Source organism: Catellatospora vulcania, assembly GCF_009720385.1.
Lineage (GTDB): Bacteria > Actinomycetota > Actinomycetes > Mycobacteriales > Micromonosporaceae > Catellatospora > Catellatospora vulcania.
Genome location: NZ_ML769306.1, coordinates 84,254 through 105,862, shown reverse-complemented (window position 1 = coordinate 105,862; position 21,609 = coordinate 84,254). Strand labels below are relative to the sequence as shown.

General features: G+C 69.9%; 17 protein-coding genes. 12 read left to right on the top strand and 5 right to left on the bottom strand.

The window, feature by feature from the left end:
- Positions 1-13: 13 nt before the first annotated feature.
- Positions 14-904, bottom strand: a complete 891-nt coding sequence (locus tag F6W97_RS13795) for an amidohydrolase family protein (protein WP_155370704.1) — start codon at positions 902-904, stop codon at positions 14-16.
- A 266-nt stretch (positions 905-1,170) separates the two neighbouring features.
- On the opposite strand from F6W97_RS13795, the gene F6W97_RS13790 reads away from it, so the two are divergent.
- The 4 genes from F6W97_RS13790 (at position 1,171) to F6W97_RS13775 (ending at position 4,375) form a co-directional block, all read left to right on the top strand.
- The gene (locus tag F6W97_RS13790; RefSeq protein ID WP_155370703.1) at positions 1,171-2,196 is read left to right on the top strand and encodes a zinc-dependent alcohol dehydrogenase; all 1,026 of its coding nucleotides are present in this window, start codon (positions 1,171-1,173) and stop codon (positions 2,194-2,196) included.
- Entirely contained in the window at positions 2,193-2,960 is a 768-nt protein-coding gene (locus F6W97_RS13785) for an SDR family oxidoreductase (protein WP_155370702.1), read from the top strand. The genes F6W97_RS13790 and F6W97_RS13785 overlap by 4 nt, the downstream gene beginning before the upstream one ends.
- Before the next feature lie 76 nt (positions 2,961-3,036).
- Positions 3,037-3,339 carry an L-rhamnose mutarotase gene (locus F6W97_RS13780; protein ID WP_155370701.1) on the top strand — a complete coding sequence of 101 codons (303 nt, stop codon included), beginning with the start codon at positions 3,037-3,039 and terminating at the stop codon, positions 3,337-3,339.
- 61 nt (positions 3,340-3,400) lie between these two features.
- Positions 3,401-4,375, top strand: coding sequence for an aldo/keto reductase (locus F6W97_RS13775; protein ID WP_230686662.1), 975 nt, complete (start codon positions 3,401-3,403; stop codon positions 4,373-4,375).
- A 67-nt stretch (positions 4,376-4,442) separates the two neighbouring features.
- Here F6W97_RS13775 and F6W97_RS13770 read toward each other — a convergent pair whose 3' ends face one another.
- Entirely contained in the window at positions 4,443-6,842 is a 2,400-nt protein-coding gene (locus tag F6W97_RS13770; protein WP_230686661.1) for an RICIN domain-containing protein, read from the bottom strand.
- 729 nt (positions 6,843-7,571) lie between these two features.
- Here F6W97_RS13770 and F6W97_RS13765 point away from each other — a divergent pair.
- From F6W97_RS13765 to F6W97_RS13745, 5 genes are all read left to right on the top strand, one after another.
- On the top strand, positions 7,572-10,430 hold the full coding sequence (locus F6W97_RS13765; protein ID WP_155370699.1) for a PQQ-dependent sugar dehydrogenase: 2,859 nt from the start codon (positions 7,572-7,574) through the stop codon (positions 10,428-10,430).
- Positions 10,431-10,503: 73 nt separating this feature from the next.
- Complete coding sequence (locus F6W97_RS13760; RefSeq protein WP_155370698.1) at positions 10,504-12,615, top strand: ThuA domain-containing protein; 2,112 nt, start codon at positions 10,504-10,506, stop codon at positions 12,613-12,615.
- 20 nt (positions 12,616-12,635) lie between these two features.
- Complete coding sequence (locus F6W97_RS13755; protein ID WP_230686660.1) at positions 12,636-14,156, top strand: arabinofuranosidase catalytic domain-containing protein; 1,521 nt, start codon at positions 12,636-12,638, stop codon at positions 14,154-14,156.
- 639 nt (positions 14,157-14,795) lie between these two features.
- Positions 14,796-15,197, top strand: a complete 402-nt coding sequence (locus tag F6W97_RS13750; RefSeq protein WP_155370697.1) for a hypothetical protein — start codon at positions 14,796-14,798, stop codon at positions 15,195-15,197.
- A gap of 512 nt (positions 15,198-15,709) precedes the next feature.
- On the top strand, positions 15,710-15,991 hold the full coding sequence (locus F6W97_RS13745) for a DUF4235 domain-containing protein (RefSeq protein ID WP_196279130.1): 282 nt from the start codon (positions 15,710-15,712) through the stop codon (positions 15,989-15,991).
- Between the two features lie 316 nt (positions 15,992-16,307).
- On the opposite strand, the gene F6W97_RS13740 is transcribed toward F6W97_RS13745, so the two are convergent.
- Both F6W97_RS13740 and F6W97_RS13735 read right to left on the bottom strand, forming a co-directional pair.
- Positions 16,308-17,258, bottom strand: a complete 951-nt coding sequence (locus tag F6W97_RS13740; RefSeq protein WP_155370696.1) for a sensor histidine kinase — start codon at positions 17,256-17,258, stop codon at positions 16,308-16,310.
- Positions 17,255-18,091: an MEDS domain-containing protein gene (locus F6W97_RS13735; protein WP_196279129.1), complete on the bottom strand. Its 837-nt coding sequence runs from the start codon at positions 18,089-18,091 to the stop codon at positions 17,255-17,257. The genes F6W97_RS13740 and F6W97_RS13735 overlap by 4 nt, the downstream gene beginning before the upstream one ends.
- Before the next feature lie 474 nt (positions 18,092-18,565).
- Here F6W97_RS13735 and F6W97_RS13730 point away from each other — a divergent pair, with 474 nt between their 5' ends.
- Both F6W97_RS13730 and F6W97_RS13725 read left to right on the top strand, forming a co-directional pair.
- Entirely contained in the window at positions 18,566-18,967 is a 402-nt protein-coding gene (locus F6W97_RS13730) for an ATP-binding protein (protein WP_196279128.1), read from the top strand.
- Positions 18,968-19,175: 208 nt separating this feature from the next.
- Entirely contained in the window at positions 19,176-19,664 is a 489-nt protein-coding gene (locus F6W97_RS13725; RefSeq protein WP_155370693.1) for a hypothetical protein, read from the top strand.
- Between the two features lie 51 nt (positions 19,665-19,715).
- On the opposite strand, the gene F6W97_RS13720 is transcribed toward F6W97_RS13725, so the two are convergent.
- Positions 19,716-20,588 (bottom strand): alpha/beta fold hydrolase, encoded by an 873-nt coding sequence (locus F6W97_RS13720; RefSeq protein ID WP_155370692.1) that lies wholly within the window; start codon positions 20,586-20,588, stop codon positions 19,716-19,718.
- Positions 20,589-21,171: 583 nt separating this feature from the next.
- Between F6W97_RS13720 and F6W97_RS40635 the strand changes: the two genes are divergently transcribed.
- Positions 21,172-21,591, top strand: a complete 420-nt coding sequence (locus F6W97_RS40635) for an alpha/beta hydrolase (RefSeq protein ID WP_230686659.1) — start codon at positions 21,172-21,174, stop codon at positions 21,589-21,591.
- Positions 21,592-21,609 lie beyond the last annotated feature (18 nt).

Sequence of the window (21,609 nt, the reverse complement as noted above, 5' to 3'; positions counted from 1 at the left end):
CAGCCCGGGGCGATCAGACGGCCGCGGCTGCCAGCCGCGCCGGATCGATGCGGTAGACGCGAGCGGCGGTGGCGGCGAGGATGTCGTCCCAGCCGGCGGCGTCGAGGTCGGCCAGGGTTTGCCGGGCGAGGTCGAACGTGCGGCCGTAGGGCTCGTGGAGCAGGCAGATCGGCCAGTCGCCGCCGTACATCAGCCGCTGGGTGCCGAAGAGGCCGAGCGCGGTGCGGATGTGCGCGCCGGCCCGTGACGGCGCGCCGCCGTCCGCGACGCGCCCCGGGTACAGCCCCGAGAGTTTGGCGTAGACCCTGGGGTGTCCGGCGAGGACTTCCAGCGACTGCCGCCACCGCTCGGCCTGCTCGGGGTCGTCGGACAGGGGTGGTGCGCCGAGATGGTCGAGTACCAGGTGCAGCCCGGGGTGGCGCCGTGCCACCTCGGCTGCGACGGTCAGCGCCTGTGGCCCGGCTGCGACGAAGTCGAACGGCACGCCCTGCTGCTCCAGCAGGTCGAGGCCGGCGTCGGCGGGACGGCCGAGGATCCAATGCGGATCAGGCCGCTCGTGGATGAGGGAGCGCACGCCGGCGAAGAGCGGATCCGCACGTAGGTGCGCCAGCCTGCGCGCGGCGAGGGTGGGCTGGTCCAGGGGCACCCAGCCGACGATGCCCACGACCTGGCGGTGGGCGGCCGCGGCCTCGAACATCAGGTCGGTGTCGAAGTCGCTGTCGGCCGACTGGACCAGCACGACCGCGTTGATCCCCCGGTCGGCGAGCTCGGGTAGCACCTCGGGTAGCGCCATGGGCCGGTTCACGGGCGCAAGGCTGGGGCCCAGCCATGGATATTCGCCACGCGACGGATCCCATACGTGCAGGTGCGCGTCGACGATGGTGCCCAGGGTGGGACTGGTCATGGAGCGGCTCCGTCGGTGAGGGTGAAAGGGGTCGTGATGCCGGGTCGATGTGGAGTGGGACCGGCCTGGGTGGCTCGGGCGGTCGCTGGCGACCCGTTGTCATCCCGTTAAACATATGATGTCATATCTGAGCTGTCGAGGCCGCCAGCTTCGGCGCTGTGCGAGGGCCGCTGTCGACGGCGCGATGTCGGCCCTCGCCACACGTCCCACGGTCGAACCAACGCGGCACACGCACGGCAGCAGAGCCGCACCAGGGAAGGAAGAACATGCGCCAAGCCGTCTACCACGGCGACGGACGCCTGAGCGTCGTCGACGTGCCGGAGACGCCGCCTGCCGCGGGGCAGGTGCGGATCGACGTCGCCTTCACCGGGATCTGCGGCACCGACCTGCACATCCTGCACGGCGACATGGACCATCGGGTCGCCGTCCCGGCCGTGATCGGACACGAGATGTCGGGCACGGTGGCCGACCTCGGCGACGGGGTGGACGGCTGGACTCCCGGCGACCCCGTCACCGTCCTTCCTGTACTGCCCTGCGGCGAATGCACGACCTGCCGCGCCGGACACGGACACGTGTGCCCCCGGCTGACCTTCATCGGCATCGACAGCGCGGGCTCCATGCAGCAGCGCTGGAACGTGCCCGCGCGGGCACTGGTGCGCCTGCCGGCAGAACTCGACCTCGCGCACGGCGCGCTCGTCGAGCCGACCGCGGTGGCCGTGCACGACGTGCGACGCAGCGCCCTGACCAGCGGCGAGCACGCCGTCGTGGTCGGCGGCGGCCCGGTCGGACTGCTGATCGCCGTGGTCGCCCGGCACGCCGGAGCCCAGGTCCTGATCGTGGAACCGAACCCGCAGCGGCGGGCGGTGGCCGAGCGGCTCGGTTTCGCCACCGCGGATCCGGTCGGCGTCGACGTGACCGCGGTGGTGCACGACCGGACCGGTGGCGACGGCGCCGCGGTGGCCTTCGAGGTGTCCGGAGCGGCAGCGGCGGTCACCACGGCCGTGGACTGCCTGGCGCCGCGCGGGCGCCTCGTCATGGTGGCGATCCACGCCGCGCCGCGTGAGGTCGACCTGCACCGCTTCTTCTGGCGCGAACTCACGATGCTCGGCGCACGGCTCTACAGCGCCGACGACATGGTGACGGCGGTGGCGATGGTCGCCTCCGGCCAGATCCCCGCCGCCGATCTGATCACCACGGTGGAACCGCTGCACCGGGTCGGTGCCGCATTCGCCGCGCTGGAGTCGGGAGCTGGTGTGATGAAGGTTCTGCTCGACTGCGCGGGCCCGCGATGACCGCCGCGATGTTCGACCTGACCGGCAAGCTCGCCGTGGTCACCGGGGCGCGCCGCGGCATCGGCCTGGCCATCGCCGACGCGCTCGCCGCCGCCGGGGCCGACATCATCGCCGTGAGCGCCCACCTGGAGCCGGAAGGCAGCGAGGTCGCCCGGCGGGTGACGGCCCACGGCCGGCACTGCGAGGTCCGCGCCGTCGACCTCGCCGGCCGCGAGGCCGTCGCGGCGCTGGCCGCGGAGTTGACCTCCGGGCCCCGTCCGGTCGACGTACTGGTCAACAATGCCGGCACCATCGCGCGGGCGCCGGCTGCCGAGCACAGCGACGAGGACTGGGACCACGTCCTGGCAGTCGACCTCACCGCACCGTTCATCCTCGCCCGCGAAGTCGGCCGGGAGATGCTGGCCCGGCACTCCGGAAAGATCATTTTCACGGCGTCGCTGCTCAGCTTCCAGGGCGGGATCACCGTGCCGGGATACGCCGCGGCGAAGTCCGGCATCGCCGGGCTGACCAGGGCACTGGCCAACGAGTGGGCGGCCCGGGGGGTCAACGTGAACGCCATCGTGCCCGGCTACATCGCCACCGACAACAACCAGGCCCTGCGTGACGATCCCCAGCGCAACGCCGCCATCGTCGACCGTATCCCGGCAGGACGGTGGGGCGCCCCTGCCGATCTCGGCGGCGTGGCCGTCTTCCTCGCCTCGGCCGCCTCCGACTACGTGCACGGCACACTCGTGCCTGTCGACGGCGGCTGGCTGGGCCGTTGACCCGTCCTGCGGGAACGCCGGCTTCGGCCGGGCCGATGCCGCCCACCTCGAACCCTCACCCCCGAAGGAGCACCCGATGCAGGTGATCGGATTGCACACGAGGCTCAAGCCCGGCCGGGAGGCAGACTACGACCGTATCCATGCGGTGCTGTCGCCCGAGCACGAGCAGGCGCTGCGCGACAGTGGGGTCCACTCGTGGCACATCTGGCGCGACGGGCTCGACCTGTTCCACACCGTGGTGTGCGACGACTGGGCGGACATGGAGACGTCGATGGCGCGGCTGGAGCTCACCGCCCGCTGGCACGAGGTCATCCACCCGCTGCTGGACATGTCCGTCTCCCAGCGCGGTCCGCTGCCGCTGGTCTGGCAGCTGCCGTAGACGGCGCAGCGCCGCGTTTCGCCGGGATTCTGATCGCACCGACCGACCATGAGGAGCCGCCGTGACGCCGCCAGCCCACCGCATGACCACCCGGCCGCTGGGCCGCACCGGACTCGACGTGACCGTGCTGGGGTTCGGCGCCGGCGGCATCGGCAACCTCGGCTACGCCCGGCCCGACCGCGACGCCGCACAAGCCGTCGACGCGGCCTGGGCGGCGGGGATCCGGCTGTTCGACACCGCTCCCCACTACGGGCTTGGCCTGTCGGAGCGGCGGCTCGGCGAGGCCCTGCGCGGCCGCCCCCGGGACGAGTACGTGCTGTCCACCAAGGTGGGTCGCCTGCTGCGCCCCCATCCCGCACCGACCGGCTCCGACCTCGCGGCCGGTGGCTTCGACGTGCCCGACGATTTGGTGCGGGTCTGGGACTTCACCGCCGACGGGGTACGCCGCAGCCTGGAGGAGAGCCTGGTCCGGCTCGGCGTCGACCGGGTCGACATCGTCTACGTCCACGACCCCGACCACGCCGTCGACGACGCCATCCGCAGCGCCGTCCCGGCGCTGATCACCCTGCGCGAGCAGGGGGTGATCGGCGCGGTCGGGGTGGGCATGAACCAGTGGCAGGCGCCCCTGCGCATGGTCCGGGAGACCGACCTCGACGTGGTGATGCTGGCCGGCCGCTACACGCTGCTAGACCGGTCCGGCGAGCAGCTGCTGGACGAGTGCGCCGGGCGCGGTGTGGCCGTCGTCAGCGCGGCGCCGTTCAATTCGGGCATCCTGGCGCGGCCGTGGCCGCCGGACGGCGCGAACTACGACTACGGCGCCGCCCCCGACGAGGTGCTCCAGCACGCCCGCCACCTGGCGCGGACCTGCCAGGCGCACGGCGTGCCACTGCCCGCCGCCGCGCTGCAGTTCCCGCTGCGCCATCCGGCCGTGGCCACCGTGGTGGCCGGCATGCGGTCGGCGGAGCAGGTGGCAGCGGCCGTCGACGGCATCCGGGCGTACGCGCCCGACAGCCTTTGGCAGGCCGCCGGCATCTGAGACGGTCCGGGGGATGGCGGCCGGCGGGTTCGCCGGTCGCCATCCCCCCGAGGACAGCGGTCTACGCTCAGCTGCGCAGGGTCCACTGCTGGTTCGTGCCGCCGTGGCACGCCCACAGGTGCAGCAGGGTGCCGTTGGCGGTGCCGTAGCCGCTGGCGTCCACGCACAGGCCCGACTGCACCCCCGTGATGGTGCCGTTGGCGTTGACGTTGAACTGCTGGTTGGCCTGGCCGTTGCAGTCCCAGATGACCAGGCGGGTGCCGTTGGCGGTGCCCTGCCCGGTGGCGTCCAGGCACTTGTTGCCGTACACCGTCAGCTGCTTGCTCGCGGTGTAGGTCCAGCGCTGCTGGGCGGCGCCGGAGCAGTCCCACAGGTTCACCTGGGTGCCGTTGGCGGTGGTGCCGTTGGGCACATCGATACAGCGGCCCGACGGCGTGCCGACGATGCTGACCGTCTGCGACGTGCCGGACTGGACGCCCGCGGCGGCCATGACCGTCCTGGCCGCCGCGGGCCAGTTGCCGCCGCTGACCACGACCGTGCCCGTGTTGACGTTGCCGCGGGAACCGCTCGTGACGTTGGTGTTGCTGCTGGTCGTCCAGTTGTTGGTCAGCGTCAGGTTGCCGGTGTTGTTGTTGGCCCAGTGCTGCCCGTACGCCCACTGGCCGATGTTGTCGAAGACGTTGTTCGAGGCGGACAGGTACCGCGACCCCTCGTCGAAGTACAGGCCGAGCCAGCCGTTGGTGTTGCGGAACCAGTTCTGGTTCACGGTCGTGCCGGGCAGCGCGGACAGGCTGTAGAACGCCGCGCCGTCGGTCATCTGGCGCATCACGTCGTGCACGTGGTTGGCCTGCACGCGGTAGTTCTTCGCGATGGTCGCGGTGGTGTACTTCGGCTGGTAGTTGTACAGGCCGCGGTCGACGTAGTCCTGCGCGCCGCCCGCGTCGTTGGCGCCCCAGCCGTAGCCGATCGCGATGCCGGTGTAGGGCAGGTTGTACACCTCGTTGTTGGCGATCGCCGAGTCGGCCGTGTACGTCATCAGCAGCCCGACGTGGCTGCGGTAGTCGATGGCGACGTCGTGCACGACGTTGTTGCTGTACACGATGTCGCTGTTGATCATCCGGGTGTCGCTGGGGTGGTGGGCGTCGGCCTGCACCCCGCCGGCGATGACCGCACCGGCCGCGAGCTGCTCGAAGGTGTTGCCGATGACGTCGACGTCACGCGCGCCGAGCCCGACGCCGGTGGCGTGGGCGTTGGCGTCCATGCCGATGCCGAGGGCGACCTGGCCGAGATTGGTGAAGCGGTTGCCGGTGAACCTGACGGCGTTGGCGGCCGACACCTGCACGGCGGCGGGCATCTGCCGCCAGTGCGGCCGGGCGGCCTCGAAGGCCGGGCAGCCCGACTGGCACGAGTTGAGCCAGTCCGACGAGCGCGACCAGTCGCCGTAGATGTACGCGCCGGTCTGCTGATCGGCGTAGCCCTGGCTGCTGTTGGGCTGCAGCCAGCTGGTGTGGGAGAACTGCAGCCCGGAGAAGGCGAGGTGGTGGGCGGGGGTGGCGTAGCTGCCGCCGACCCGCAGCAGCGACTCCAGGCGCGGCAGCTGCACGTCGGCCGTGGCCATGTTCTCGCCGCTCAGCGGCTTGTAGTACAGCTGGCCGGCGGCGGTGTCCAGGAACCACTCACCGGCGGCGTCGAGGAACTCCCGCGCGTTGGCCAGGTACACCGGCCCCGAGTGGAAGGGGCGGCTGAGCGTGTCGTAGCCCCAGGTGTTGTTGTTCCAGGCGGGCTGTTCCATGGTGATGGCGTTGTTGTTGATCGACTGCACCGGCACGTAGCGGTCGGTGAAGGAGTTGACCGACTCCAGCTCGATGCGGCCCTCGCCGGAAACGTTGTTCAGGTAGGACAGCGCGCTGCTGGTGAACGTCATGCCGCTGGTCGTGAACGTGAAGTCGCTGCGGTTGAGCTGGGTGCGCGCCCTGGTGGCGAGGCGGCCGTTGACGTAGAGCTGGCGGGTGTCGAAGCCGGAGCTCGCGGCGGCGCGCCAGATGTTGGCCGTGGCGTCCACCTGCGTCCAGCCGGTGATCCGCTGCCCGCCGGAGATGACCGGCAGCGCCCCGGACGCGGCCTGCCAGTACACGGTGTAGCCGTTGGTCCCTGAGTCTGCAGCGGTGAACGTGAGCGGTGCGGTCAGGGCGTAGGTGCCGCCCGCGAGCTGCACGACGATGTCGCCGGTCATCGTGGGTGCGAGCGCGCGCACCGTCGTCTGGGCCTGGGTCAGTGCGCACGGCTGGGCCGACGAGCATGCCGTGCCGCTGCCGGTGGGGGAGACGTAGACGGTCGTCATGACCGCGGCCTGGGCGGGCGTCGCGAAGAGGGCGGACCCGGCCAGGAGCACTGCGACGGCGTAGCGGGACAGCAGTGCGCGGCGGCGGGTGGTTGGTGGATGTGCGCGGCTGTGGGGAGAAGCCACGATGGATTCCTTCCGGGAGGAGAGCTGCCGGCGGTGGCACAGCAGGTGTCGGTGCGACGTCATCAGGTGGAAACGTCGACGAAACCGATGGCCCGCATCACATCACATGTATGACGTCATAGCAATATCGCACCGTCCAGGTCAGACCTGGTCCTCGCTCGGGCGGTTGACAGACCTGCGGCGGGCCTGTTCGTCGCGGCGCTGGAAGCGACAATTGTCGATGTGTAATGTCGAGATTAGGAGATGTGACGTCAGACGTCAAGATTTTGTCCCGAGCCCGGCTCGCCGGTCGAGTGCGCGCGGATGTTACCGATAACAGGCTGCCCGTCAATACGTGACGAAAATGTTTCGTGCGTGCGCTGGTCAGCTGGACTCTTGCCGCCCAGCGCCGCGAACTGCGAGAAGTCGGCGAATGTGCGCGGGTTGACAACCGATGTGTTACCGATAACATCGACCGAGCCGACTCCCTGACACCGCGTCGAAACCGACGGCGGGCCGCCATCTTCGGCGTGCGACACAGGGAACCGGCGAGATCGGCAAAAGTTTCGTCGAGGTGAACCGGCGGCGCGGGACCACATCGACTGGCGATCTCTGATGGTCGTTTCGCGCCGTCAGAGGCCGCCGCCTGCCGGGCGCGGCAACCGGCAGGCAGCACCCCCGCTCCGGTGACGGGCGCGTCGGCGCGCGCCCAGGCCCGGTCCTCACCTGCCACGAAGGGACCACACGTCCATGACGGACAGACCGCACCCCCATCGCTTCAGACGCCTGGCATCCACCGGATCGGCACTGACGCTGGCCGTCGCGGCCGCGTTCGCCGCAGGCCCCGCTCCGCTCGGAGGTCCTACGCCCGTCGCGGCGCATCCCATCGTCAGTTCCGACTTCCAGCAGGTCACGCTGGCCAAGGGTGTCTCCGAGACGGGCGAGCCGATGACGCTGGCCGTGCTGCCGGACCGGTCGGTCCTGCACACCGCGCGCAACGGCACACTGCGCCGCACCGACGCAGCCGGCAACACGGCGGTGGTCGGCACCATCCCGGTCTACACGCACGACGAGGAAGGCCTGCACGGCGTCGGAGTCGACCCGAACTTCGCCACCAACCGGCACATCTTCCTCTACTACGCTCCGCCGCTGTCCACCCCCGGCGGTGACGCCCCGACCACCGGCACCAACTGGTCGGCGTGGCAGGGGGTCAACCGGCTCTCCCGGTTCACCTTGAACTCAGACTTCACCGTCAACCAGTCGAGCAAGGTCGACATCCTCGACGTCGCCGCCGACCGGGGCATCTGCTGCCACACCGGTGGCGACATCGACTTCGACGCCGCGGGCAACCTCTACCTGTCGACCGGCGACGACAGCAACCCGTTCGAGTCGGCGGGCTTCTCGCCCCTGGACGAGCGGACCAACCGCAACCCCGCCTTCGACGCCCAGCGTTCCGCGGCCAACACCAACGACCTGCGCGGCAAGATCCTGCGGATCAAGGTGAACGCCAACGGTTCGTACTCGATCCCCGACGGCAACATGTTCGTCGACTCCGACAACCGGACCCGCCCCGAGATCTACGCGATGGGTTTCCGCAACCCGTTCCGGATCGGTGTGGACAAGGCCACCGGCGTGGTGTACGTCGGCGAGTACGGCCCCGACTCCGGCTCCACCACCAGCCGGGGACCCAGCGGGCAGGTCGAGTTCGACCGGGTGACCGGGCCGGGCAACTACGGCTGGCCCTACTGCACCGGCACCAACACCTCCAGCGAGACCTACGCCGAGTGGGACTTCGCGAGCAACACGGCCGGCTCGAAGTACAACTGCTCGGGTGGACCGACCAACAACTCGTTCCGCAACACCGGCCTGCCCACCCTGCCGGCCGCGAAGACGGCCTGGATCCGCTACGCCGGCGACGCCGGCAGCCCGTCGGAGTTCGGCAGCGGCTCGGAGTCGCCGATGGGCGGACCCGTCTACCGCTACGACGCCGCGCTGAACTCCACCACGAAGTTCCCGCAGGGCTTCGACGGGCAGTTCTTCGCCGGCGAGTTCGGCCGCAGCTGGGTCAAGCCGATCCACGTCAACTCCGACGGCACCCGGGGCGCCATCGAGTCGTTCCCGTGGAACGGCAAGCAGGTCATGGACATGGCGTTCGGACCCGACGGCGCGCTGTACGTGCTGGACTACGGCACCGGCTACTACAACGGCGACGCCAACTCGGCCCTGTACCGCTATGACTACGTCGGCAGCGGCAACCGTGCGCCGACCGCCGTGGCCAGGGCCGACCGGACCTCCGGGGTGGCCCCGCTGACGGTGACGTTCTCCTCCGCCGGATCCTCCGATCCCGAGGGGGGCTCGATCACCTACTCGTGGACATTCGGCGACGGCACGACGTCGACGGCGGCCAACCCGGTCAAGACCTACACCGCCAACGGCGCGTACACCGCCACGCTGACGGTCCGCGACTCCCAGGGAGCCACCGGATCGGCCGGCGTGCAGATCGGCGTCGGCAACACCGCGCCGACGGTGACCATCAGCACCCCGGCCAACGGGCAGCTGTTCAGCTTCGGTGACACCGTGCCGTTCAGCATCACCGCGACCGACCCGGAGGACGGCACGATCGACTGCACCAAGGTCAAGATGACCTACGTGCTCGGCCACGACAGCCACGGCCACCAGATCACCTCGCAGAGCGGGTGCAGCGGCTCGATCGCGGTCCCCGTCGACGGCGAGCACGACGACGCGGCCAACATCTTCGGGGTCTTCGACGCCGAGTACACCGACGCCGGCGGCCTGACCACCCACACCCAGCACATCCTGCAGCCGCGCCGGCGGCAGGCCGAACACTTCAAGACCTCGTCGGGGATCGCCACCTTCGTCAAGACCGCCGCCGAGGGCGGCAAGACCGTCGGCGACATCCACAACGGTGACTGGATCGCGTTCGACCCGTACCGGATCGGCAACGTGACCTCGTTCACCGCCCGGGTCTCCTCGGCGGGCGCCGGCGGCACCCTGCAGATCCGTGCCGGCTCGGCCACCGGCACCGTGCTCGGCTCGGCGAGCGTTCCGGTCACCGGATCATGGGACACCTTCGCCACGGTCACCGGCTCCATCGCCAGTCCGCCGGCCGGCACCACCACCCTGTACCTCACCTTCGCAGGCTCCGGGACCGGCTTCCTGTACGACCTCGACTCGTTCACCCTGAGCACCACCACCGGCGGCACCGAACGGACCGGCCCGATCAAGGGGCTGGCCGGCAAGTGCCTGGACGTGCGCGGCGGCGCGAGCACCGACGGCACGCAGATCCAGCTCTACACCTGCAACGGCGGCAGCTCGCAGGCGTGGACGACGGGCTCCGGCCAGACGATCAAGGCGTTGGGCAAGTGCCTGGACGTCAACGGCAACGGCACGGCCGACGGCACGAAGATCCAGCTGTGGACCTGCAACGGCGGTGCGGCGCAGAACTGGGCGGCGCAGTCCGACGGGTCCCTGCGCAACCCGCAGTCCGGCAAGTGCCTGGACGTGTCCAACAACAGCTCGACCGACGGCCAGGCCGTGCACCTGTGGACCTGCCACGGCGGCGCCAACCAGAAGTGGACCCTGCCCTGACGTGACAGGGCCCCTCGCCGACGTACTCGGCGAGGGGCCCCGCGTCCATCCCGCAATCCCTTAGGAGCCCCACATGCGCAGACTCATACGGCCCGCCCTCGGCGCGGCCACGGCCGTGCTCGCCGCGCTGGCCGCCACCGTGCCGGCCAGCCCGGCCGGCGCCGCCGACTCCCCGTACGACGTGCTGGTCTTCTCCAAGACGGCCGCGTTCCGGCACGACTCCATCGCCGCCGGCATTCAGGCGATCCAGTCCCTGGGCGCGGCCAACAGCTTCACCGTCACCGCGACCGAGGACGCCGCCGCGTTCACCACCGGCAATCTCGCCCAGTACGAGGCGGTCGTATTCCTCAACACCACCGGTGACGTGCTCAACGCCAGCCAGCAGACCGCCTTCGAGTCCTACATCGGAGCCGGCGGCGGCTACGTCGGCGTGCACGCCGCCGCCGACACCGAGTACAGCTGGCCCTTCTACGGCAACCTGGTCGGGGCCTACTTCGCCTCCCACCCCGCCATCCAGCAGGCCAACATCAAGGTCGAGAACCGGGCCCACCCGGCCACCGCCCACCTGCCGCAGACCTGGACGCGCACCGAGGAGTGGTACAACTACCAGACCAACGCCCGCTCCACCGCGCGCGTGCTGGCCACCGTCGACGAGTCCTCGTACTCCGGCGGCGGGATGGGCGCCGACCACCCGCACGCCTGGTGCAAGACCTACAGCGGCGGCCGGGCCTTCTACACCGGCGGCGGGCACTCGCAGTCGGCGTACTCCGAAACGGCGTTCCGCAGCCACCTGCTCGGCGGCATCCGGTACGCCGCGGGCCGAGCCAAGGCCGACTGCCGCCCGGAGACCGGCTACACCGCCCTCTACAACGGCTCGACCTCGGGCTGGTCGCAGACCGGGCCGGGCAGCTTCAGCAACAGCGACGCCACGCTCACCTCGTCCGGCGGCATGGGCATGCTCGGCTACAGCGCCCGGGAGTACGTCAACTACTCGCTGAAGCTCGACTGGCGGATGGTCGACGACGACAACTCCGGCGTGGTCATCGGCTGGCCGGCGGGCAGCACCGCGCAGGGTGCGCTGGACAACGGCTACGAGGTCCAGATCGACGCCACCGACTCCGCCGACCGGACCACCGGGGCGGTCTACGCGCTCAAATCCGCCGACATCACCGCCCGCGACGCCGCGCTGAACCCGCCGGGGGAGTGGAACACCTTCGAACTGCTCGTCGAAGGTGAGCGGCTCCAGGTGTTCCTGAACGGCTCGAAGATCAACGACTACACCAACACGAACACGGCGCGGTCGATGGCCGGCTACATCGGCATCCAGAACCACGGCGCCGGCGACGACGTCTCCTTCCGCAACATCAGGATCAAGGACCTGGGCGGCACCCCGCCCACGGGCGACATCACCCGCCAGGCCGAGGCGTTCTCCTCAGCCGGCGGAGTCTCGGCGCTGGCCAAGTCGGGTGCGAACGGCGGCCAGGTGCTGGGCAACATCGAATCGGGCGACTGGGCGGCCTACAACGGCCTCGACCTGACCGGGACCACGTCGTTGCGGGCCAGGGTGGCGTCGGCCGGTGCCGGCGGTGCGATCCAGGTCCGGACCGGCTCGGTCACCGGGCCGGTGCTCGGCACCGTCACGGTGCCCAACACCGGCAGCTGGACGAACTTCCAGAACGTCACCACGAGCCTGTCGGGCGTGCCGTCGAGCACCCAGAACGTGTACCTGACGTTCACCGGCAACAGCGGCTTCCTCTTCGACGTCGACGAGTTCGTCCTGGTGAAGGGCAGCACCCCCACCACCCGCACCGGCCCGATCAAGGGGCTGGCCGGCAAGTGCCTGGACGTGCGCGGCGGCGCGAGCACCGACGGCACGCAGATCCAGCTCTACACCTGCAACGGCGGCGCCTCGCAGGCGTGGACGACGGGCTCCGGCCAGACGATCAAGGCGTTGGGCAAGTGCCTGGACGTCAGCGGCGGTGGTTCGGCGGACGGCACGAAGATCCAGCTGTGGACGTGTACCGGTGGTGCGGCGCAGAACTGGGCGGCGCAGTCCGACGGGTCGCTGCGCAACCCGCAGTCCGGCAAGTGCCTGGACGTGTCCGCCAACAGCTCGGCCGACGGCCAGGCCGTGCACCTGTGGACCTGCCACGGCGGCGCCAACCAGAAGTGGATCCTGCCGTGACCCGCGAAGGGAGCAATCCGATGGAACTCGCGAAACGTCGCCGCACCCGGCTGGCGGCCGTCGCCATGTCCGTGGTGACCCTGGCCTTCGCCGGGGTGGCCGTGGCAGTGCAGTCCGGGGTGGCGCTCGCCGCGACGGTCGGCACGCCTACCCGGATCGTGGGCGGGCAGTCCGGCCGCTGCCTGGAGGTGCCGAACTTCAGCACCGCCAACGGCGCGCAGACCCAGCTGTGGGACTGCACCGGCACCCCCAGCCAGACCTGGACCTACACCGCGGCCGGCCAGCTGATGGTCTACGGCAACAAGTGCCTCGACGCCTCAGGCCGGGGCACGGCCAACGGCACGGCGGCCATCATCTGGGACTGCAACGGGCAGAGCAACCAGCAGTGGAACGTCAACACCAACGGCACCATCACCGGGGTGCAGTCAGGGCTGTGCCTCGACGCCGTCGGGGCGGCGACCGCCAACGGCACCAAGGTGAACCTCTGGGCCTGCCACGGCGGCTCGAACCAGCAGTGGACGCAGGCCGGCGGACCTTCACCCACGCCGACGGCCAGCACCTCCCCACCTCCACCCGGCTCGGGCCCCTGCGACATCTACGGCGCGGGCGGCACGCCCTGCATCGCGGCGCACAGCACCACGCGCGCCCTCTACCGGGCCTACAACGGCAACCTGTACCAGGTCAGGCGCGCGTCGGACAACACCACGCGCAACATAGGCGTGCTGGCTGCCGGCGGTGTCGCCAACGCGTCGGCCCAGGACTCGTTCTGCGTGAACACCACCTGTGTGATCACGGTCCTGTTCGACCAGTCCGGGCGCGGCAACGACCTGTGGTACCAGGGTTCCAGCGTGGTCCCGGGCTCACCGCAGAGCAAGCCGGCCGTGGCGACCACCGAATCGCTGACGGTCGGTGGCAGCAAGGCCTACTCGCTCTACATCAACCCCGGCAACAGCTACTGGCGCGACGGCCACCTCACCGGTGTGCCGACGGGCAGCGCACCGGAGGGCATGTACATGGTCACCAGCGGCACGCACGTCAACAGCGGGTGCTGCTTCGACTACGGCAACAGCGAGACGACCCGCAAGGCCGACGCGGCCGGCGCCATGGACGCCATCTACTTCGGCAAGAGCTGCTGGTTCGGCGGCTGCTCCGGTTCCGGGCCCTGGGTTCAGGCCGACCTCGAATGGGGCCTGTTCCCCGGCGGCAGCAGCACGTGGAACCCGAACCAGCAGGCGTTCACCAGCAAGTTCGTCACGGCGACGCTGAAGAACAACGGGACGTCGCGATTCGCGATCAAGGGCAGCAACGCCCAGTCCGGCAACCTGTACACGCTGTGGGACGGTGCGCTTCCCAACGGATACAGCCCCATGCGAAAGCAGGGCGCCATCGTCTTGGGCAGTGGCGGGGACTGCTGCAAGCCCGACGGCGGCGCCAACGACAGCGCGGGCACCTTCTACGAGGGTGCCATCGTTGCGGGCTACCCGTCCGATGCGACCGAGAACCTGGTTCAGGCGAGCATCGTGGCTGCCGGCTACCGATGAACCAGATCGACCCGCCGGCCCTGACAGGCACCAGCGACGTGCCGCGTCAGTTCGAGGACGGCCACGACAGCAGCCATGCTCTTCGCTCCGACAGGCTGCCCTGCTGAGAGTGGCCTTCCCGGTGCACCCGGGCCGCCCGTCGTGTAGTGACGGGCGGCCCGGCCCGATCCGTGGTCGCAGCGGTCGGCCCCGGTGCGCACGCTCAAGGTGGCACGCGCTCCGGCCAGGGCCACAGGGTCAACGACACCGGCGGCTTGGCCGAGAGCCTCGTTGAGCAGGGCGTACGCGTCGGCGATGGCCGCTTGGACGTCGGTGGACTGAAGGACAGCTCAGCCGCGCCTTGCAGAACCGGCAAGATACTTCGACCATCGCCAGTTGTCGAGGTCCGCCAGGGGCCAGGGGCGTCGCGCTGCTGTCGGGCATCCGCGGCCGCAGCGCCGTCTGACACAGGCTTGGCGCGGGGCCCGGACTGCTGTTCGGGCCCCGCGCCATGTCTGCAGCCTGCTCTGCGGCGCATATGCCATGCCGGCAGCTCGACAACGGGGCGCCGGACGGGCCAGTCACCGCACCAGCCGGCGTGGTTACGACCGGCGACTGTGGGCATATGCCCGGCATACACGCTTTGGAAGGAAATGACTGATGGCAGAGAAGAACACCATCCAGGTCGTCGCGGATCAGGCCGTCGATGCCGCGGCCGCGGCCGGTCAGACACTCGTCGACCGGACCGACGACGTCAAGCAGCAACTCGCCACCACCGCGCAGAATATGGCCGACAGGACCTCAGCCTCCCGTGCGGAGGCCGGCGCGGTCGCCACGGCGAGCATGGACAAGGCGAGCGAGGTCACGGCGCTGATGGCGCAGCGAGCACGTGAGGTCACGCAGACGGTCGCCGACCGGATGCCCAACTCGGCCGAGCAATGGCAGGAAGCCGGCCGCGACCTCGCTGGGCGTGTACGGGCCAACCCCGGCCCGTGGGCACTGGGCGCGGCCGCGGTGGTGGTGGTCTGGTGGCTGGGACGCCGCTCAGCTCAGACCAGCTAGCCCTCCCGCGCGCCTGCCAGGCGCGCTCACCGGCACGGCGACGGCAGGCAGCCCGCAGGCTGCCTGCCGTCGCTGCGTCCGAGCCGATCCGGCGCGTCGTACCAGACGTCGATGGTGCGACGGCGTCTGAGAACATACCGCCCCATCGACATAGCCAATGAAGAAACACCGTACGGCCGTCGTCAGCACGCGTGCCCACACGGGCTACGGCAAGTGCCGCAGTGCCTGACGGCAGGGCCGCGATCTTTGCAGGCCCCCGCACGCGACCGCTGGGCGCTGGGCGGCCCGACATCTCCTCGGCGTCCGCCGACCCAACCGCCAGACCGCGCGATGCGAGCCGGCGACAGACCGGCACAGCCGCTACCCCGTGCGGGCGGCTGGCCGCAAACCGGCGTGCAAGCAGGGATTGACCGGACCCGGCTCGGGTATCCGCATGACGCTGAGCATGTCGGCTCTCGCCGAACCGCAGCAAGCTCGGCGCCCCGTGGCCACCGCCTGGGGCGGGTCCTGTCATGGAGGAAATCGTCGTGATCCGTCAGAAGCTGCTGTACAAGCCGATCGGCATGGTCGGGGGAGTTGCCGCCGGCGCTGTCGCGGCAGTGGTGTTCAAACGGGTGTGGCGGCTGATCGACGACCGCGACGAGGCTCCCCGCGCCACCGACAAGGACTTCGGCTGGCCGGAGATCCTGATCGCGGCGGCGCTGCAGGGCGCGATCTTCGGTGTGGTGAAGGCGGCTATCGACCGTGGTGGCGCCACCGCGGTTCAGCAGGTGACCGGTCGCTGGCCTGACTGACCCGCGCCTGGCAGGGTTCCTGGCCGCCTCGCGCACCGCCGGTGCCACCGCGGGCGCCGCGAGCGGAGCGCAACTGGTGGCGGTAGGAGCGACGCCGGTGGCCGAGGCGGTCATCGGCAGGCCGGCTGCCGCACGACACGAGCGGATCATCCGGCAGTTCGGGCCGGTGGCGCTCGATCCGGCGCGGTGCGGAATGCACGTTCCCGTCGGCGTGCCCGATCGCGAAGTCGCCGTCCAGGTCCGCACCACCTGCGGCCCCGGGTGCCCTCGATGTGGGGACGGTGCTGGTCGCGGCCGCCGAACACGTCCGCTGAATTCAGTCAGGCGAGCCGGCTACCAGACGAATGCTGAAGCCTTCTGCGCTGCGGCGCAGCGAAACGTACGCGCACATCTGGTGGGCCAGCCACAGCCCGAGCCCGCCGGGACCGGCTGCGGGCATCAGTCCGGCCGCGACGTCGGCCGGGCCGGGCCCGTGGTCGGAGACCGTGACCACGATCCGGCCGGGCGCGGCCCACGCCCGCAGCAGCACCGGAGCCCGACCGTGCACCAACGCGTTGGTGACCGCTTCGCTGGTGCTCAGCAGCAGACCGTTCAAGTCGTCGCTGGACAGCCGGGCCAGTGATTGCAGGGTGGTGACCGCCTGACGGGCCTGGTGAGGTGCTGGGTCGGCAACCTCGACCAAGGGCGGCTCGGCTTCCAGCGGCTCGACCCAGGCCGTCACCGCATCGGCCAGGAAATCTGCGGGGCGCTGGTAGGTGTCGCAACGCTCGCGGACGCCCTCGGCCGTGACGAAGTGGGTATGCGTGCGTCGGGCGTGGTCGATGACCTGCTCGGGGGTGATACGCAGGTCATAAGGGCACAGCCCATACATCGGATACTCGTTGTAGACGTCGTTTGCGGCGGCCTCGTAGCGTGCCCACCACTCCCACGGGACCCCGGTGCCCGGATGCGGCACCTCTCCGGCGATGCGGATCTGCGTGGCGCCGTCTGCCACATAGCCTGCCAGGATCTGTCGGTGCCGCTGGATCGCCACCGCCGGACTCAGGTGGTGCCCGCCGCCGTCGACGAACTCCACGCCGCTTTCCGGGCCCATCGCATCGCGTAGCAGCCGCTGGTTGTGCTCGGCGAACAGCGAGACCGTCGGTTCGCCTGCCGCGACACCTTGCCGCAGGAACGGCAGCACGACTGACAGGAACTGTTCGTCGGAGTCGTAGAACGTGGTCTCGTGGAAGATGCCCACATGCCCGTCGGGCACACCTGATCTCACGCCGTCACCACCCGCACGTCGGGCAGGCGCAGCAGATTCAGCAGCAGCCGGGTGGCGCTGTCGGCGGCAAGGTGCAGCACCGTCGCCGCGCCCCTGCCGCGGATGTGCTCGACGCACTCGAGCAGCCCTTGATGGTCGATGAAGCTGAGTTCCCGCGCATCGATGATCACTTCCCCGCCGACGGGTGGCAGGTCGATCCGGGCCAGCGCCGAGCGCAGCAGGTCGCGGCCGGCGAGGTCGACCTCACCGGCCAGCACCGCGGAGATGTCGGCCTGGTCGGATGAGAACAGCCGCAGGGGAGTCGATCCGCTACTGGCCAGCGGATGCAGGCAGGCCAGTTCGGCGATGGTCGTTGCGCTCAATCGGGCCCGGTGAAAGCCGCACATGCCGGTCAGCGGGTGCCGAGCCATGTGCGTGTCGACCAGATGCTCGTAGCGCGCGAAGGTCGCAGCCATCGTGGGGTCGCGCACCAGAGAGGTGACATCAGCGGCCACTCGCAGACCCGTGTAGCCGTCAGCGACTGCCTGTTCACACGCTCGTACGAAGGCCCGTGCCGGCGCGGCAGGATCAGCCATCAGCTCGGCTTCGTAAATTCCCAGGTCCTGCACGGCGGCAGCGCCGCGACGACGTGCGGACCCGAATCCGTCGACATGGTCGAGTTCAGTTTCCCGAGCCCTGTCCTCCAGATAGAGGACCTGCTGGCCGGCGGCCAGCCCTTCGCTCAGGAACCGCCCGGCCAGCTGTCGGAATTCCTCAGGTGTGTCGAACACCCAGCAGATGTGATCGTGGCAGCCCGAGCCGTCAATCCTGTCGACGAACCCTGATCGGCGCACGGCCCAAATTATCACGCCACGGCAGGGCGGTGCCTTCACCGCCGGGGTCGGACATCGACCACGGCTACGGCACCTGGCACCACGACCTGGGAGACGATCGACTCCAGGTTCGACGGGCGAACGGCGCACTGCGGAGCCGATGTCACGCCTGCTTATGTCGGCCTGGGGCCCCGAAGGTGGTGTTGCCGGCGGTGAGGGTCGCGTGTCGCAGGGTCACGTCCGCCGGCCGGAGGCCGCTGCCGGTGTAGGTGGTGTCCATGGCGATGGTGTCGGAGCCATGTCTGCTCGACAGGAGGCGACCGGCCGGCAGCGTATGGATCGGTGATAGTACGCGTGACACCGGCATCGGCTGGGTAGGCGATTGACAGAACATTCGAACGCGATCTCGCCGCTATGCAATTTCAGCGGCCGCCGATGCCGGCCCTGTTGCCGGCGCGGACGGCCGGCGGCTGGTATGGACGGCCGGAGGAGCCCATGCAGCAGGTAGCTGAGCCCTTCAAACCACCACCGGCACACACGGCGACCACCCGCTTCGACACCGCGGACGACCTCGCCGGCATCCGGCGCATCGCCTGCGAAACCGCGACGGCTGGAGGGCTGACACCACAGCGGGCAGCAGCTCTCGAGGTGGCCGTCAGCGAGATCGCGACCAATACCCTGCGGTACACCCCCGACGGGGGGACCCTTCGCGTGTGGGCTGACGACGGGTTCGTGACGTGCGAGATCACCGACCGTGGCACCTACCGTCCCCATCAGTCGGAACCCACGCCGGAGGTCGGCGGATGGGGCCTGAACCTCGCCGCGGAGATTTCCGACGGCCTTTACGTCCACAGCCGACCGGGCTGCTCGGTGTGGCGGCTGATGTTCCGGCTCTGAGCCGCCGTCCTTGGCGGTTCCGCTCCGCGCGCTGGCACGCGACGCAGTGCGTGGCCCAGGAAATGGCCTCCTCCGGACGCCGGCGATCTGTGGCTCACATAGCAGATGGTTTACGGCGATTAACTGTGGGTGATCGCGGGCCATGCGGTGGACACGACACTTCGTACAACGGCGGTCCTGCTGGCTCACGACCCTGCACGGCATCTATGTGGAAGAGAAGCTGCTGGACAACTGCGATCTCGATGGCCTATGCGAGGCGATCTCGGTCGCGGCGCGCAGCCTCGGGTTGAGCGGTGAAGGACTGTCACGGCTGTGCACCGCGTTCGGCGAGGTTGCCGCCAGCGCCATCCATCAGGCCGCCGGGATTCGTCAGGTCCTGCTCTGGCAGGACAAGGACGCGGTCTACTGCCAGGTGACCGGTTGCGGCGCGGCGGACCAGAGCGGGTGGCGGTCGGTAGCCGGCGGCTGGCGAACCGCCCCGGCTCTGGTGGACGTGTTCGAGCTGTCGGCGACGACGCCCGCGGTGGCGACCATCGGCGTGCTGCACACCCGCCACGCCGTGCCCGCGTTGGGGGAGCGAGGCGACCCGTGGGGGGAGCCGACGCCCGAAGCGCTCGCCAAGGCAGGAGCCGACGTGCAGACCAGGAACCGCATCGCCGACGCCGCGATCGACAGCATCGCGCTGCCGGTTTCTTGACCCCTGGGCCGGCTTCGGGATCATCGACGTTCGCGACGCGGCACCAGGTTCTCAGTTCTTGGCCGGTACGGTGCCGAGGAAGCCGCGGATGTAGCCGGTGATGGCGTCGAGGTGGGTCTCGAGCGCGAAGTGTCCCGCGTCGAGCAGGTGGATGTCGGCGTCGGGCAGGTCGCGCTGAAATGCGCGTGCGCCGTCAGGTCCGAAGATCGCGTCGTTGGCGCCCCAGACCGCCAACAGGGGCACCTGGCTGCTGCGGAAGTACTCCTGCAGCTTCGGGTACCCGTCGATGTTGGTCGGGTAGTCATGGAAGAGCTTCAACTGGATCAGGTCGTTGCCAGGCCGGTCGAGCAGCGTCTGGTCGTGGAGCCAGTTGTCGGGGCTGACGAGGCTGGGGTCGGCTGCGCCGTTGAGGTACTGCCAGCGGGTGGCGTCCAGGGTCAGCACCTTGCGCGCAGCCGGCTCCGTCTCGGCGCTGGGTGCTTGGGCGTAGGCGAACAGGCCTTTCCAGAAGGGCTCGACGAAGCCTTCCAGGTAGGCGTTGCCGCTCTGGGTGATGATCGCGGTCACCTTGTCGGGCGTGCGCATCGCCAGGCGCCAGCCGATGGGCGCGCCGTAGTCGTGGACGTATATCGCGAACGTGTCGACGCCGATGTGGTCGAGCAGCCCGGCGGTGAGGCTGCCCAGGGCGTCGAAGGTGTAGTCGAACTCCGTCACCGGCGGTTGTGCGGACTGGCCGTAGCCCAGGTGGTCGGGTGCGATGACGTGGTAGCGGTCCGCCAGCGCGGGGATCAGGTTGCGGAACATGTGCGAACTGGTCGGGAATCCGTGCAGGAGCACCAGCGTCGGTGCGTCGGCCGGACCGGCCTCACGGTAGAACAGCTGCTGTCCGTCGATGGTCGCGGTCAGATGCCGTACGGGAACCATACGTTCCTCCAAGGTGCATCGGTGCGGTGACGAACCCATGACCGCCGACGGCGCCCGGCCGCTGGCCAGCTCTGCGATACCAGTATCTATGTCCGATAAGTGTGGATTCGCCGAATCAATGGTATAACGGTGGCCAGAGGTTGCCGGACAGATGCCCGTGACCGGCGTCCCGCGACAGCGGCGCCCGCCGAGCCCCGGATAACCGACTCGCCGTGTCAGCGGGGATGCCGATGTAATCCTGCTGTGCGCATCACCTCAGAAACCGTCGCTGACGGGATCCGCGAGCAGCGGTTCAGTATCGGGGAAATCCCCGGGGTGCTCTGGACGCCCGCCGAGGGCTCCGGTCCGCGTCCGCTGGTCTTGGTCGGGCACTGCGGCGGCCAGCACAAGAAGGGGTGGGAGGTCGTCTCCCGGGCCTTTCCCTACGTCGCCTCGTGCGGTTTCGCGGTCGCCGCGATCGATGCGCCGGGCACCCGTGACAGGCCGGACCACTCCGAGATCCGGCGGCTCCGTCGAGCTCATCCAGGAACGAGAGACTGCGGGCGAGCCCCTCGGCCCGGCGTGGCCCGCCCTCAACGAAACCGTGGCGTCGCAGCTCATACCCGACTGGCAGACCACCCTGGACGCGCTCCAGAGACTGGACCCCGTCGGTGACAGCCGACCCGTCGGGTACTACGGCCTGTCCCAGGCCGGCGAGATGGGCATACGCCTCATCGCGGCCGAACCCCGGATCACGGCCGCGGTCCTCGGCCTCATCGGCAGCGACTGGCTCACCGACACCGCGGCGCGGATCACGATCCCGGTCGAGTTCGTGCTGCAGTGGGACGATGAAGGCAATCCACGGGACTCCGTCATGAAGCTGTTCGCCGCACTCGGCTCCGCTGAGAAGACCCTGCACGCCAACCCCGGCAGCCACTTCCGAGTCCCGTCCTTCGAGATCGACAGCTCGATCCGGTTCTTCGTCCGGCACCTCGGTGGCCCTGGCGCCGACAGCCTCGTCTGACACCAGCGGCGCCACGCC